This is a genomic window from Amycolatopsis sp. NPDC004079 (genome assembly GCF_040610415.1).
Taxonomy (GTDB): domain Bacteria; phylum Actinomycetota; class Actinomycetes; order Mycobacteriales; family Pseudonocardiaceae; genus Amycolatopsis; species Amycolatopsis halotolerans.
In genome coordinates this window covers 423818-436298 of the sequence record NZ_JBEXMH010000001.1, presented here as the reverse complement: position 1 = coordinate 436298, position 12481 = coordinate 423818, and the positions used below count along the sequence as shown (strand labels likewise).

Annotated in this window: 12 protein-coding genes; 8 read left to right on the top strand and 4 right to left on the bottom strand. The window is 69.4% G+C overall.

Annotated features, from left to right (window positions below; genetic code table 11):
- Positions 1-231 precede the first annotated feature (231 nt).
- Entirely contained in the window at positions 232-783 is a 552-nt protein-coding gene (locus tag ABZX37_RS01890) for a TetR/AcrR family transcriptional regulator (RefSeq protein ID WP_354735081.1), read from the bottom strand.
- A gap of 66 nt (positions 784-849) precedes the next feature.
- Here ABZX37_RS01890 and ABZX37_RS01885 point away from each other — a divergent pair, with 66 nt between their 5' ends.
- The 3 genes from ABZX37_RS01885 to ABZX37_RS01875 all read left to right on the top strand — a co-directional run bounded on the left by ABZX37_RS01885 (position 850) and on the right by ABZX37_RS01875 (position 3458).
- Complete coding sequence (locus tag ABZX37_RS01885; protein ID WP_354735080.1) at positions 850-1611, top strand: ABC transporter ATP-binding protein; 762 nt, start codon at positions 850-852, stop codon at positions 1609-1611.
- 170 nt (positions 1612-1781) lie between these two features.
- Positions 1782-3107 (top strand): FtsX-like permease family protein, encoded by a 1326-nt coding sequence (locus tag ABZX37_RS01880; protein ID WP_354735079.1) that lies wholly within the window; start codon positions 1782-1784, stop codon positions 3105-3107.
- A gap of 24 nt (positions 3108-3131) precedes the next feature.
- Entirely contained in the window at positions 3132-3458 is a 327-nt protein-coding gene (locus ABZX37_RS01875; RefSeq protein ID WP_354735078.1) for a putative quinol monooxygenase, read from the top strand.
- 86 nt (positions 3459-3544) lie between these two features.
- On the opposite strand, the gene ABZX37_RS01870 is transcribed toward ABZX37_RS01875, so the two are convergent.
- The gene (locus ABZX37_RS01870) at positions 3545-4570 is read right to left on the bottom strand and encodes a LacI family DNA-binding transcriptional regulator (protein ID WP_354735077.1); all 1026 of its coding nucleotides are present in this window, start codon (positions 4568-4570) and stop codon (positions 3545-3547) included.
- Positions 4571-4709: 139 nt separating this feature from the next.
- Between ABZX37_RS01870 and ABZX37_RS01865 the strand changes: the two genes are divergently transcribed.
- The 3 genes from ABZX37_RS01865 to ABZX37_RS01855 are packed head-to-tail and all read left to right on the top strand — an operon-like array spanning position 4710 to position 9711.
- The gene (locus ABZX37_RS01865) at positions 4710-6047 is read left to right on the top strand and encodes an MFS transporter (RefSeq protein ID WP_354735076.1); all 1338 of its coding nucleotides are present in this window, start codon (positions 4710-4712) and stop codon (positions 6045-6047) included.
- A 26-nt stretch (positions 6048-6073) separates the two neighbouring features.
- Positions 6074-8131, top strand: coding sequence for a hydantoinase/oxoprolinase family protein (locus ABZX37_RS01860; protein ID WP_354735075.1), 2058 nt, complete (start codon positions 6074-6076; stop codon positions 8129-8131).
- Positions 8128-9711 carry a hydantoinase B/oxoprolinase family protein gene (locus ABZX37_RS01855; RefSeq protein ID WP_354735074.1) on the top strand — a complete coding sequence of 528 codons (1584 nt, stop codon included), beginning with the start codon at positions 8128-8130 and terminating at the stop codon, positions 9709-9711. The genes ABZX37_RS01860 and ABZX37_RS01855 overlap by 4 nt, the downstream gene beginning before the upstream one ends.
- 24 nt (positions 9712-9735) lie before the next feature.
- On the opposite strand, the gene ABZX37_RS01850 is transcribed toward ABZX37_RS01855, so the two are convergent.
- Entirely contained in the window at positions 9736-10146 is a 411-nt protein-coding gene (locus ABZX37_RS01850) for an NUDIX domain-containing protein (RefSeq protein WP_354735073.1), read from the bottom strand.
- 82 nt (positions 10147-10228) lie between these two features.
- Here ABZX37_RS01850 and ABZX37_RS01845 point away from each other — a divergent pair, with 82 nt between their 5' ends.
- Complete coding sequence (locus tag ABZX37_RS01845) at positions 10229-10735, top strand: HAD domain-containing protein (protein WP_354735072.1); 507 nt, start codon at positions 10229-10231, stop codon at positions 10733-10735.
- Here ABZX37_RS01845 and ABZX37_RS01840 read toward each other — a convergent pair.
- Positions 10727-11401: an endonuclease V gene (locus tag ABZX37_RS01840; RefSeq protein ID WP_354735071.1), complete on the bottom strand. Its 675-nt coding sequence runs from the start codon at positions 11399-11401 to the stop codon at positions 10727-10729. The two genes, ABZX37_RS01845 and ABZX37_RS01840, sit on opposite strands and share 9 nt — an antisense overlap.
- A gap of 162 nt (positions 11402-11563) precedes the next feature.
- On the opposite strand from ABZX37_RS01840, the gene ABZX37_RS01835 reads away from it, so the two are divergent.
- On the top strand, positions 11564-12379 hold the full coding sequence (locus tag ABZX37_RS01835) for a BPL-N domain-containing protein (protein ID WP_354735070.1): 816 nt from the start codon (positions 11564-11566) through the stop codon (positions 12377-12379).
- The last annotated feature ends 102 nt before the right edge of the window (positions 12380-12481 follow it).

Genomic DNA, 12481 nt, shown 5'->3' with positions numbered 1-12481 from the left:
GATACCGCTGTTGGAAACGTTTCCAGTCTACGGACTGGATGGTTTGGAAACGTTTCCAAGCGGTGCCGGGATCATGTCACCCGGATGGCGGACGTGTCAACGGAGCTGGTGCGGGGTCCGGGGATCTGTGATGCCAGCGTGACGTGCGCCGGTTCGGCGCAGGCCCAGTGCGGGCCCGGGTGCTGGTCTGGCGCGGGTTCTGCGCGGGTTCTGCGCGGGTTTAGCGCGGGTTTAGCGGGATCGCCAGTCGGCGCGGACCACATCCGCGGCCGAGGGAGCGTGGTCCGGATCGGTCAGCCACTGCAGCGCGGTCCCGACCAGCAGCGAGTAATAGTGCGCGCCGACCGCGTGGACGTCCTTCGGATCGGCGTCCGGTCCCAGATCGCCGAACGCGCGGGCGAGCCCGACGCGCGCCAGCTGCTGGCCCTCGGCGTTGATCTTCCGGACCTTCTCGTCGTGCTGGAGGTAGCTGACGCTCTCGAAGTTCACGAACCACAGCTCGCGGTGTTCGCGGATCGACTCGATGATCCGCGCCCAGCGCTGCTCCGGCCCGGCCTTCTCGTCGTCCGGTTCGGAGAGGACGGCGAACAGCATCTCGCCCCACTCGGTGTTGAGGTCGGACAGCGCCTGCGTCAGCAACTGTTCCTTCGACCCGAAGTGGTAGTTGATCGACGCCTGGTTGGCCCTGGAGGCGGCGACGAGGTCGCGCACCGTAGTGCGCGCGTAGCCGGCTTTGAGGAGGCATTCCCGGGCGGCGGTGATCAGGTTCTCGCGGTGTCCCACACGTGCTACCGTATCATGTAAACGTTCGTTTTAAACGTTCATTCACATCTCTGGGAGGACTGGAAGATGACCGCACCCGCGATCCGCACCAGACGGCTGCGCTGCCGCTTCGAAGGAGAGGGCGGCCCGGTCGACGCACTGCGCGGCGTGGACTTGGACGTCCCTCGGGGCGCCTTCGCGGCGATCATGGGCCCGTCGGGCTCGGGGAAGACGACGCTGCTTCACTGCGCGGCTGGCCTGCGCACCCCGACTGAAGGCACCGTCGAACTGGACGGCGCTGATCTGTCTGCTTTGGACGAATCGCGGCTGGCGGAGCTGCGCCGCCAGCGGATCGGGTTCGTGTTCCAGCAGTTCAACCTGCTGCCCGCGCTGACCGCCGAGGAGAACATCGAACTGCCGTTGCGATTGGACGGCCGCAGCCCGGACCCGCGGCGCACCGCGGCGTTGCTGGCGCAGGTCGGTCTGGCTCAGCGTGGGGGACACCGTCCCGGGCAGCTGTCCGGCGGGCAGCAGCAACGGGTGGCCGTGGCTCGGGCGCTCGTGACGGATCCGGAGGTGGTTTTCGCCGACGAACCGACTGGCGCGCTGGACATCCGCAGCGCGCGGGAAGTGCTGGGCTTGCTGCGGCAGCTGGCGGACCGGGGCCAGACGATCGTCATGGTGACGCACGACCCGGTGGCCGCGTCCTATGCCGACGCGGTGCTGTTCCTGGCGGACGGGCTGGTGGTCGATCAACTGGCCCGGCCGACTGCCCCGGCGGTGGCGAACCGGATGGCCGTGCTGGTCGAATCCGCTGAGCGGGCGGCGAATGCGGTGGGTGCCCGGTGAAGCGGCGCGAAAAGCCCAGTGGCGACAGCAAGATCGATGGGGCTTGACGTGGTGAGACTTGTTTTGCGGCGGTTCGGCGATCACCGTGCCGACCGGCCGGGTGGTGTTCGTCGAGGCAGCGCGCTCGGCGAGATCGAGCGCGGTGGCCGTGAGTCCAAAGGGGAATTGACATGCTGAAACTCGCTCTACGGCTCTTCAGCCATCACCGCGCGGCTGCCATCGCCACCGGTCTGGTCGCGCTCGTCGGGATGGCGCTGGTGGTCGCGATGACCGCCCTGCTCGGCACCGGCCTCTCCGGCAGCACCGCTCCGGCCGATCGGGGGTTCCTCACCCAGTTCCCGCTCATTATGGGCGGTTGGGTGGTGGCGATCGTCGTGTTCGCGATGGTGTCGACGATCGGCGTCACGCTCGCCGCGCGGTCCGGCGAGATCGGCGGGTTGCGCCTGATCGGTGCGGCGCCACGGCAAATCCGGGTGCTGGTCTCGATGGAGACCCTCGCGATCACCGCGGTGGCCGCGCTGCCCGGACTGGGACTCGGCTACCTGCTCGGGTTCCTTGTGCTGACCGGTGTGCGTTCGACCGGGCTCACCGCGTCGAGCACGTCGTTCTCGCCGGGGATCGGGCTGCCGCTGGCCGGTGTCGCGGTCGTGCTGCTGGCCGGGGTGCTCGCGGCGTGGATCGGCAGTCGCGGTCCGGCTCGGCGCAGTCCGGTCGACGAAGAGTCCGGACCGCGCCGGGTCAGGTCGGCGCGACCGCGCCGGATCGCGGCGATTGTATTGCTGGCAGCCGGTTTCGGGTCGGCGAGCGCGGTGCTCGCCCTGCCTGCCGACAGCATCGCGACGACCGGCCTGACCGGTCCCGCCGTGGTGCTGTGCTCGATCGGGTTCGCGATCCTCGCGCCGGAACTGATCACCGTGGCGAACCGGATCGTCGGCCGTCTGTCGCGCGGGGCGAAGAACGCCGAAGCGCATCTGGCGGGGGTGAACCTGCGTGCCGCACCGGAACGAGCCCGGCCGATCGTCACCTTCCTGACGCTGCTGGTCGGCGTCTCCGCGGGCACGTTGGCCATGCAGGGCATCGAAAACCAGCACAGCGTCCCGGGCAGCACCGCCGACGTCCTGGCCTCGATCAACTACCTGGTGGTCGTCCTGATCTCGCTGTTCATGGCGATCGCGCTGACCAACAACCTGGTGGCCGCGATCGGCGATCGCCGGACGGAGTTCGCGACACTGTCGCTTATCGGCTCGACCGTCCGGCAGGTGCGCGGCGTGCTCCTGCGCGAAACCGCGGCCGCGACCCTGTTGGCGATTGTCGTCGCGGTGGTGGGTTCGGTGGTGTGTGTCCTGCCGTTCTCGATCGTCAAGACGGGCGGTCCGGCTGCCGCGTTCAGTGTCATGCCGTTCGTGGTGAGCGCGGTTTTCGGGGGAGGAGTGGTGTTTCTGGTGACGTCGGTGGCCGGAGCACGGGTGATTCGTTCCGCGGCGGTGGCCGGGTAGCCGGTCGCTTGCGATACTCGGGGCATGATCTTGATCGTCCTCAAAGCACAGATCCGCCCAGAGAAGCGCGCCGAATGGCTGGAAGGCATCGAGCGCTACACCGCGAACGTCCGGAGCGAACCGGGGAACGTTTCGTTCGACTACTACCAGAACGGCGGCGACGAGAACGAGTTCGTCATGGTCGAGGTCTTCGCCGACAGCGCGGCCGGGGACGCGCACGTCGCGACCGCGCACGCGCAGGAGTTCTTCCCGTTCATGTCGACAGTCGTGGCGAAGAAGCCGGAGATCAACTATCAGAACCTCGACGGCGCGGCCTGGTCCGAAATGGCCGAGGTCACCCCGGTGGACTAGCGGTGGGCCGTGAAGGGAACCCTGCGGGACTCAGAGTCCGTGAAGGTTCCCCTCACGGCACACTCGCGGAGCAACGAAACCCGGCGTCAGTCGCGTCGCCTGGTTGATTCCCGCAATCGCAGTTCGGGAGTCAGAAACACCGGCCCGGCAGGCGTCTCGGCACCGGACAACCGCGCCAGCATCAACTCCACCGCTCGCTCGGCCAGCGCTTCGTGCGTCAGGTCCATCGCGGTGATCGGCGGGGTGCTCGTGCGGGCGTGCTCGCTGTCAGTCAGGGCGGCGAGCAGCAAATCGTCCGGGATGCGCAGGCCTTGCGCGGCGGCGGCTTCGGCGATCAGCGGGGCGAAATCGCTTGTCGCGACCACGATCGCGTCCGGCCGGTCCGGGCCGGACAGCAAGGGCTGCACCAGTTCGGGCACGTCGTGCTGGGTCAGGCCTTCGCTGAGCAAAGCTGTCCGCGGTGGTAGCCCGCGCCGCTTGCACCACGCCAGGTAGGTCTCGCGCGGACGCCGGTTCCAGGCGTTGTCCTCGGTGCCGGACAGCAGAAGCAAGTCGCGCGCGCCCTGGTCGTGGAGGTGGTCCAGCAGCGCCTCGACGACCGGCGGATAGTCCAGCCGCACCGCCCACGGGAGGTCGGGCTGTTCGGGATCCTCCTCGACGGTCACCACGGGCAGGCCCCGGCCGAGCAGTTCGGCCAGCGCGGTGTCGCCGCCGTAGGGGTGGGCCACGATGCAGCCGTCCATCGGCACGCTCGCCACCGCGGGGTCGTGCAGGTCGGGTACGTGGATGAGCCCGGTCTTGTGCCGCAGCATCTCGGTCGCGATCGACCCGACGAGCCGGTTGAACGTCTCGGCGCGGTCGGGCGTGCCGGCCACCGCGTAGCGCGGCCGCAGGATGAGCCCGACGAGGCCGGACCGGCCGGTGCGCAGCGAGCGCGCGTTGGGGTTCGGGTCGTAGCCCAGCTCCGCGGCGGCCTCGCGCACCCGCGCCTTCGTCGCCGCGGAAATGGGCCTGCGCCCGGAAAGCGCGTGCGAAACCGTGCTGATCGAGACCCCGGCGCGCTCGGCGACCTCCCGGATCGTCACCGGCCGCTTGCCGCTCGCCGTGTCCACTCCTCGTACCCCTTCGCCCTGCCTCCGGACGGCCCAGTATCGCCCACCGGCCGGCGGAGGAGGGCTTGACACCGCACCGGCGCGCGGGTTTGATGCCGCGAAAGCTCATCAAAACGTTTTGATGATGATAGGAGGCGCCATGGCCGCCCCGCACGAGCCCGCCCCGCCCACCTCCGCCGCCGCGCCGACCGTCGGCGACGTCTGCACCGGGATGCGGCTGACCCGGCGGCATTGGCTGGCCGGTTCGGTGCTGTTCTTCGCGTTCGTCGTCGAGGCCTGGGAGCAGGTCGGGCTGGTCTACGTCTCGAACGGGATCGCGGGCGAGTTCGGCGTGGACAACACGAAACTCGGCTGGGCGCTGTCCGCGGTCGCGTTCGGCATGGTGCCCGGGGCGCTGCTGTGGGGCGGGCTGATCGACCGGCTCGGCCGCCGCCGCGTGACCGTCGCGAGCCTCCTGATTTACGCGGTGCTCGCGCTGGCCGCGGGCCTGTCACCGGCATTCTGGCCGTTCGTTGTGCTGCGGTTCCTGTCCGGCGTCGCGTTCGGCGGGGTCTACGCGGTCACGTTCCCGTATTTTCTCGAACTGCTGCCCACCGCCCGTCGTGGCCAAGGCGCCGTGGCGCTCAGCATCGGGTTTCCGATCGGCACGCTGCTGTGCATCGGGGTGAGTCAGTCGCTCGGGATGATCAGCTGGCGCGCTGTCGCCGTGGTCGCCGCGCTGGCCGGGCTGTGGGCATTCGCCGTCCTGCGCTGGGTACCGGAATCGCCGTACTGGCTCGCGCGGCGCGGGCGACACGCGGAGGCTGCCACCGTACTGCGCGGTCTCGGTGCGGAAATTCCTTCTGACACAACGTTTTCCGTCGAGGACGCCGACCGCAAGGCAGGCGCGGTGCGGAACCTGTTCCGGTCGCCGGTGCGGCGGCGGTTCCTGCCGCTGCTGCTCACGTCGTTCACGTTCAGCTGGGGCTATTGGGGTTTGCAGACGTGGCTGCCCGTGCTGCTGCAGAATCGCGGGCTGAGCGTGTCCGGCGCGCTGTGGTTCGTCGCGGTGACCCAGGTCGTGTCCGTCCCCGGCTACCTGCTCGCCGCGTGGCTGACCCGCCGCCACGGCCGCAAGCGGATCTTCCTGCTGTTCGCGCTGGCCTCGGCGATCGGCGGCGTGCTTTTCGGCCTCGCGACCGGTTCGACGCAGCTGTACGCGGGCAATCTGATCCTCGCGTTCTTCTCGCTCGGCGCCTGGGGCATCTGGAACACCTGGTCGGCCGAGGTGCTGCCGACCGGACTGCGCGGCGTCGGCTACTCGTGGTCCACCTCGGCGATCCTGCTGGCCAACACCGTTTCGGTGCCGGTGATCGGCGCGATGATGGACCACGGCGTCGCGTCCTCGCTGACCGTCGCGTCGATCGTGGCCTTCCTCGTCGTCGCGCTGCTCGCCGTCCTTCCGCTGCCCGAGACCGAGGGTCGCGCGCTCACCTGATTTCCCTTACCGGACAAGGAGTTCCCATGACCTACCGGGTCGCCATGGACATCGGCGGCACCTTCACCGACGTGGTCGTCCACGACGGCGCGACGCGGCGGCTGCGCGCGGGCAAGGTGCTCACCACCCCCGACGACCTCGCGCGCGGCGTTTTCGGCGCGCTCGAAGGATTCGACCTGCCGTTCGCCGAGATCGAGTTCTTCGTGCACGGCACCACCCAAGGACTGAACGCGCTGCTCGAACGACGCGGCGCGAAGGTGCTGATCCTGACCACTCGGGGGATCGGCGACGTCTACCGGATCGCGCGCGGCAACCGGAACCGGCTGTTCGACCTGCACTACCGCAAGCCCGAACCGCTCGTCGGGCCGGAAGCGGTCGCGGAGGTCGCCGGACGGCTCGACGCCACCGGCGCCGAACTCGAACCGCTCGACGAGGACGCGGTGCGGCTGGTCGCGAAACGCGTGCGCGAAGAGGGTTTCGAGGCCGTCGCGGTGTGCTTCCTGTTCTCCTACTTGGATTCCGGGCACGAACGCCGCGCGGGCGAGATCCTGCGGGGCGAGCTCGGCGACGACGCGCTGGTCGTGCTCTCCCACGAGGTCGCGCCGGAATGGCGGGAGTACGAGCGGACGTCGACCGCGGTGCTGGAGGCCTACACCGGCCCGTCGGTGCACCGCTATCTCGACCGCATCGAAGCGCGGTTCACTGAGAAGGGATTGCATGTCCCGGTGCACGTCATGCAGTCCTCCGGCGGCCTGGTCAACGCCGGTTTCGCGCGGCGGCATCCGTTGCAGACCCTGCTTTCCGGTCCGGTCGGCGGCACGATGGGCGGCGTCGCGGCGGCGAAGCTGCTCGGCCGTCCCGACCTGATCTGCATCGACATGGGCGGGACCTCGTTCGACGTCTCGCTGGTGATGAACTACGCCGCCGACGTTTCGCCGGACGGCGAGGCGGAGGGATTCCCGCTGCTGATGCCGCTGGTCAACCTGCATACGGTCGGCGCGGGCGGCGGTTCGCTCGCCTATGCCGAGGGCGACGCGCTGCGTGTCGGCCCCGAATCGGCGGGCGCGGTGCCCGGCCCGGCGTGCTACGGCCGCGGCGGGACGCAGGCGACGGTCACCGACGCGAACTGCGTGCTCGGCCGTGTCGATCCGGAATCGTTCGCGGGTGGCGGAATGCCGCTCGACCTCGACGCCGCGCGCACGGCCGTCGCGACGCTGGCGGATCAGCTCAGCATGGACCCGGTCGAGCTGGCGTCCGGCATCTGCGACGTCGGCAACGCCAAGATGGCACAGGCGATCCGCACCCTGACCGTCGAACACGGCCGCGAGCCGGGCCAGTTCGCGCTGCTCGCGTTCGGCGGCGCGGGACCGATGCACGCGGCGTTCATCGCGCGGGAAATCGGGATCACCGAGGTGATCGTGCCGCGGTTCCCGGGCGCGTTCTCGGCGTGGGGCATGCTCGAGGCGGACGTGCGGCGGGACTTCACCATGCAGTTCTTCGCCAACGGAGCCGAACTCGACACCCGCGCCCTGCGCGCGGCCCTCGACTCGCTGCGCGATCAGGCGCTGGAAGCGTTGCGGGACCAGGGAATCTCCGAGGACCGTCAGTCGGTGACGCACGGCGTCGACATGCGGTACGAAAGCCAGGACTACACCCTGACCGTGCCGATCCTGGATTCAGATCCCGTCGACAGTCCCGATTTTCTGCCTGCGGTGGAGGCGCGTTTCGCCGAGATCCACCACCAGCGCTACGGCCACGCCACCCCCGGTGCGCCAGTGCAGTTCGTCGCGCTCCGCACCACGGGCCACGGCGTCGTCGACCGCGCTGAGGCCTCCGCCGAGGCGATCGTCGAGCGACCCGGGCCCGTTGTCCGCGACGTCGTTTTCGCCGGCCAGGCCGTGCCCACCACGATCGTGGCGCGCGCGTCGCTCGCCCCCGGCAGCCGCTTGTCCGGACCCGCGATCGTGCACGAGGAAACCGCCACCACGGTCGTCCCGCCGGACGCCGAACTCGCCGTCGACGACCACGGCTTCCTGGTCGTCACCCTCGCGGCCGCCGGCCACCTGCAGGAGGAGCACGCGTGAGCATCAGCCCCGTCACCACCGAAATCATCCGCTCGGCGCTGATCCAGGCGGCCGAGGACATGAACATGACCCTGATCCGGTCGTCGTACACGCCGACGATCTACGAGGGCAAGGACTGCGCCGTCGCTTTGCTGGACCGGAGCCATCGCGTCCTCGGCCAGTCGTCCGGGCTGCCGATTTTCCTGGGGAACCTGGAGATCTGCACGAGCCACACCGAGGACCTGTTCGGCGCGGACGTCTGGCAGCCCGGCGACGTCTGGGTGCTCAACGACTCCTACATCGGCGGCACGCACCTCAACGACTGCACGGTTTACGCGCCGATCTTCGTCGGAGACGAACTGGTCGGGTTCGCGGCTTCGCGCGCGCATTGGATCGACATGGGTTCCAAGGATCCCGGCGGTTCGATGGATTCCACGAACATCTACCAAGAGGGCCTGCGGATGGGGCCGACGCGGATCGTCGCCGGTGGCGTCGAATGCGCCGACATCCTGCGGCTGATCGAGACGAACGTGCGGTTCCCGTACGTGACCCTCGGCGACATGCGCGCGCAGATCGCCTGTGCCCGGATGGGCGTGCGGCGGCTCGGCGAGCTGTTCGCCCGCTACGGCGCGGAAACCGTCGACGCCGCGCGCGAGCAGATCTTCGCGCAGACCGAACGGCTCGAACGCGAGCGGATCGCGGCGATCCCGGACGGCGAGTACGAGGCGACCGGGTATCTGGACAACGACGCGATCGACCCGGACACGCCGCTGAAAGTGCGCGTGCGAGTGGTCGTCGAGGGCGAATCGATGACGATCGACCTCACCGACTGTGCCGACCAGGCCACCGGTCCGGTGAATTGCGGCCGCTCCCAGGCGATTTCGGCGGCGCGGGTCGGGTACAAGCTGCTGATCTCGCCGCAGGTGAGCCTCAACGGGGGTTCGTTCGCGCCGCTGGACGTCCAGGTCCGCGACGGGTCGATGCTCGGCGCTCGGGAGCCCGCCGCGTGCCAGTACTACTACTCCAGCCTCGGCATGCTCATCGATCTCGTCGTGGCCGCCCTCGCGCCCGCGATGCCGGACCGGGTCGCCGCGGCCAGCTACGGCGATTCGATGATCGTGCAGTTCGCCGGCGACCACCCGCGGACAGGCGAACCGTTCGTGACCCTGGAAGCGACCGTCGGCGGCTGGGGAGCCTGGAACGGCGGCGACGGGGAAACGGCACTGATCAACAACGTCAACGGGTCGCTGCGGGACCTTCCGGTCGAGGTGGTCGAAACGCTGTATCCGGTGCGGGTGAACGAATACCGCATCCGCACCGGCTCGGGCGGCTTGGGCCGCTGGCGCGGGGGCGACGGAGTGGTGCGGGAGTACGTGATGGAGGCGGACCAGGATCTGTCACTGTGGTGGGAGCGGTCGGTGACGCCCGCGTGGGGGCTGTTCGGCGGGTCGTCGGGCGCTCCGCCGCGCGTGGTGTTGAACCCCGGGACGCCGGACGCCCGGGAGATGTTGAAGGTGAACAGCCTTCGGGTGCACCGAGGAGACGTGCTGCGGTGCGAGTCCGGCGGGGGAGGGGGTTACGGGACGCCTGCCGGGGTGTAACGGAGTCTTCCGCGAGGTGACTGTCTACTGTGGAGCTTCAGCGAGCAGCCCGGCTTCGCGCAGGTGATCGAAAATGACCTGGTCGACTGGGGACACCTTGCTCCGGTCGGCGTAGGTCAGCCAGACGATCTCCTCGATCTCGCTGCTGGGAGCCAGGGCGCCGCGGTAGTCGGCGGTGTAGCAGGTCATCCGGACGGCGATGCCCGCGGCGTGTCCGTGGGCTTGGGCCTGGAAGGTGCCGAAATGCCGCGCGCTCTCGGGCACGACGGCGACGGTGAGCTCCTCGTCGATCTCGCGGACGAGAGTCTGGAGATCGGTCTCGCCGGGTTCGCGTTTGCCACCGGGGAGGTAGTAGACGTCCTTGCCTCGTGAGCGAGTGCTGAGAACCCTGCCCGCGTCGAACCGGATCCAGGCGATCTTGTCGATGACGGTCAACGGGGTTCCTTCCGGGCGGGATTCGTCGGGTGAAGGTAGCTGCCGCGGGGTTGGCGGCTCAACTGGATAAGCTGGCAGCGCAATGGAATCGACTGAGTCCTCCCTTGGCGGCCGTCGCTCGTTGGTGTTCCTTGATGTCGACGGAACGCTGCTGCCGTTCGGTGCTGCCCCGGGCCGCGAACCGCTTGAGCCGGGTCCGCTGCTGGATCGGCTCGATCCGCGGTGGGGGACCCGGCTCGCCGCGCTGCCTGCCGAGTTGGTGTGGGCCACGACGTGGGAAGACGAAGCCAACACCGAGATCGCGTCGCGGCTCGGCTTGCCGCCGCTGCCGGTTGTGCGCTGGCCGGAGCTCTCGGAAGCGGAGGAACGCGAAGACCGGTGGTTCGGCGTGCATTGGAAGACCCGGACGCTGGTCGAGTGGGCGGGCGGACGTCCCTTCGCCTGGGTCGACGACGAGATCGCTGACGGGGACCGGGAGTGGGTGCTGGCCCGCCATCCCGGTCGTGCGCTGCTGCACCGCGTCGCTCCGGATCTCGGTCTCGCGGAGGAGGATTTCGTGGTGATCGGCGAGTGGCTGCGGTCATTGTGAAAGCTGGCGCTCCGCCAACGCCCGACGGCACAAGGAATCCGCCCGGCGCGTCGTCTCCGGCAGGCGGTACTTCCGTGCCAACGCCAGCGTCGCATCGCTAGCCTCCGCCAACCCGATCCGATGACCGACCGAAACGAAGACCGGCTTGACCCCAGCCTGCGTGCGCAGCGCCCGCCCGACGACCTCCTCGCCATCAACCAGCGGAGTCCAATCGCCGCGCGCTGGGCCGGGTTGGTCATAGGTGAAGGTGAACGGCGTTTTGGCGACTCCGGCGGTGCGGAGTCCGGTCAGGACTCCGAGGTGGCTCGCCAGCCCGAGCCGGCGCGGGTGGGCGAGGCCGTAACCGTCGCAGAGGACCAGGTCTGGGCGGTGGCGGAGCGCGGCCAGGGCGTCCAGGACGGGCGGGAGTTCGCGGAAGGCGAGCAAGCCGGGGATGTAAGGGAAGCTGACTTGCCCCGCGGCCGTCGTTTCTTCCACCGTTTCGAGCGACGTGATGTCGACGAGCACGGCGGCTGCGACGACCAGGTCCCGTACATCGTCGTAGGCGACGTCGACGCCCGCTACCAGGGCACCGTCGGAGAGGGCCGGGCCGGTCGGGTCCACGAGGGCGCGCAGGCGGTGTTGTTCGGCAAGGGCGTCGGCCTCGGTGGCGGGCCAGGCTGGCATGGAGTTCCTCGCGGAGTGGCAGGCCCAGCAGGTCCTGCGGCACGATCGGTTACGGGCGAAAGGTCGGCGCTGACCCTATCAGGCTCAAAAGTGTGACCGTTACTAAAAGCTAATCGTTAGTGCTATCGTGCGGCAACGGCCGCCAAGAGGAGAGAGAAAACCATGCCCGGTACGGACCTCAGGCCCGACCGTCGTCTCGCGATTCCGGGGCGGCGGCGGTGGCTGGCCGGTCTTCTCTCGGCCGCCGCGTTGCTGGCGGTGGGTTGCGGTCAGCCGGAGGCCGCGGCGGAAAAACCTCCGGCGCGGAGTGCGGAAGCGCCGCTCGCGCTGGTTTACAACGGGCCGCAGGGGTGCGCGGATTGCGGGCCCGCGGTGGCCGATCTGCTGCGCCGGGCACCGCAGCATTTCCGGGTCGAGTACGTCGGGCCGGGCACCGGGAAGCCGCTGACCGCGGCCGTGCTGGCGGAGGCGCAGTTGTACGTCCAGCCGGGCGGCGGTCAGGATCTCGACCGGACTTGGCGGGACCTGGACGACTCCGCCGACGCGGTCCGCGACTGGGTCCGGGGCGGCGGCAGCTACCTCGGCCTGTGCTTCGGCGGCTATCTCGCGGGCCGCGATCCGGGGTTCGGCCTCCTGCCCGGCGACACGCACGGGTACGCGGGTTCTCCCGGCTCGACGGTCCCGGACGAGCGCGACACCGTCATCGAGGTCAGCTGGCGCGGGAAGCCGCGGCACATGTATTTCCAGGATGGGCCCGTCTTCCGGCTGGACGAGGGTTCCCACGCGACTGTGCTGGCGACCTATACCAACGGGGCGCCCGCGGTGGCCGTCACCCCGTACGGCAAGGGGCGGGTCGGCGTCAGCGGGCCGCATCCGGAAGCCGACGCCTCCTGGTACGACGAGAAGGGGCTCACCAATCCCGACGGCGTCCAGACGGATCTGGCCTACGAGCTGATCCAGGCGACCGTCTCGCGGTAAGGGAAATGCCCGCGTGAATGTTTTTCGCGGGCGGGCAATTCCGGTGCCTAAGGTGAACTCAAGTGGGTGACTTGTGCGCCCCGGCGCGCTTTCGAGTTGTCG

Excerpts from the sequence above, each read along its gene's own strand:
- ABZX37_RS01875 (WP_354735078.1), top strand. The coding sequence starts at position 3,132 with ATGATCTTGATCGTCCTCAAAGCACAGATCCGCCCAGAGAAGCGCGCC.
- ABZX37_RS01865 (WP_354735076.1), top strand. The coding sequence starts at position 4,710 with ATGGCCGCCCCGCACGAGCCCGCCCCGCCCACCTCCGCCGCCGCGCCG.
- ABZX37_RS01845 (WP_354735072.1), top strand. The coding sequence starts at position 10,229 with ATGGAATCGACTGAGTCCTCCCTTGGCGGCCGTCGCTCGTTGGTGTTC.
- ABZX37_RS01835 (WP_354735070.1), top strand. The coding sequence starts at position 11,564 with ATGCCCGGTACGGACCTCAGGCCCGACCGTCGTCTCGCGATTCCGGGG.
- ABZX37_RS01885 (WP_354735080.1), top strand. The coding sequence starts at position 850 with ATGACCGCACCCGCGATCCGCACCAGACGGCTGCGCTGCCGCTTCGAA.
- ABZX37_RS01840 (WP_354735071.1), bottom strand. The coding sequence starts at position 11,401 with ATGCCAGCCTGGCCCGCCACCGAGGCCGACGCCCTTGCCGAACAACAC.
- ABZX37_RS01880 (WP_354735079.1), top strand. The coding sequence starts at position 1,782 with ATGCTGAAACTCGCTCTACGGCTCTTCAGCCATCACCGCGCGGCTGCC.
- ABZX37_RS01860 (WP_354735075.1), top strand. The coding sequence starts at position 6,074 with ATGACCTACCGGGTCGCCATGGACATCGGCGGCACCTTCACCGACGTG.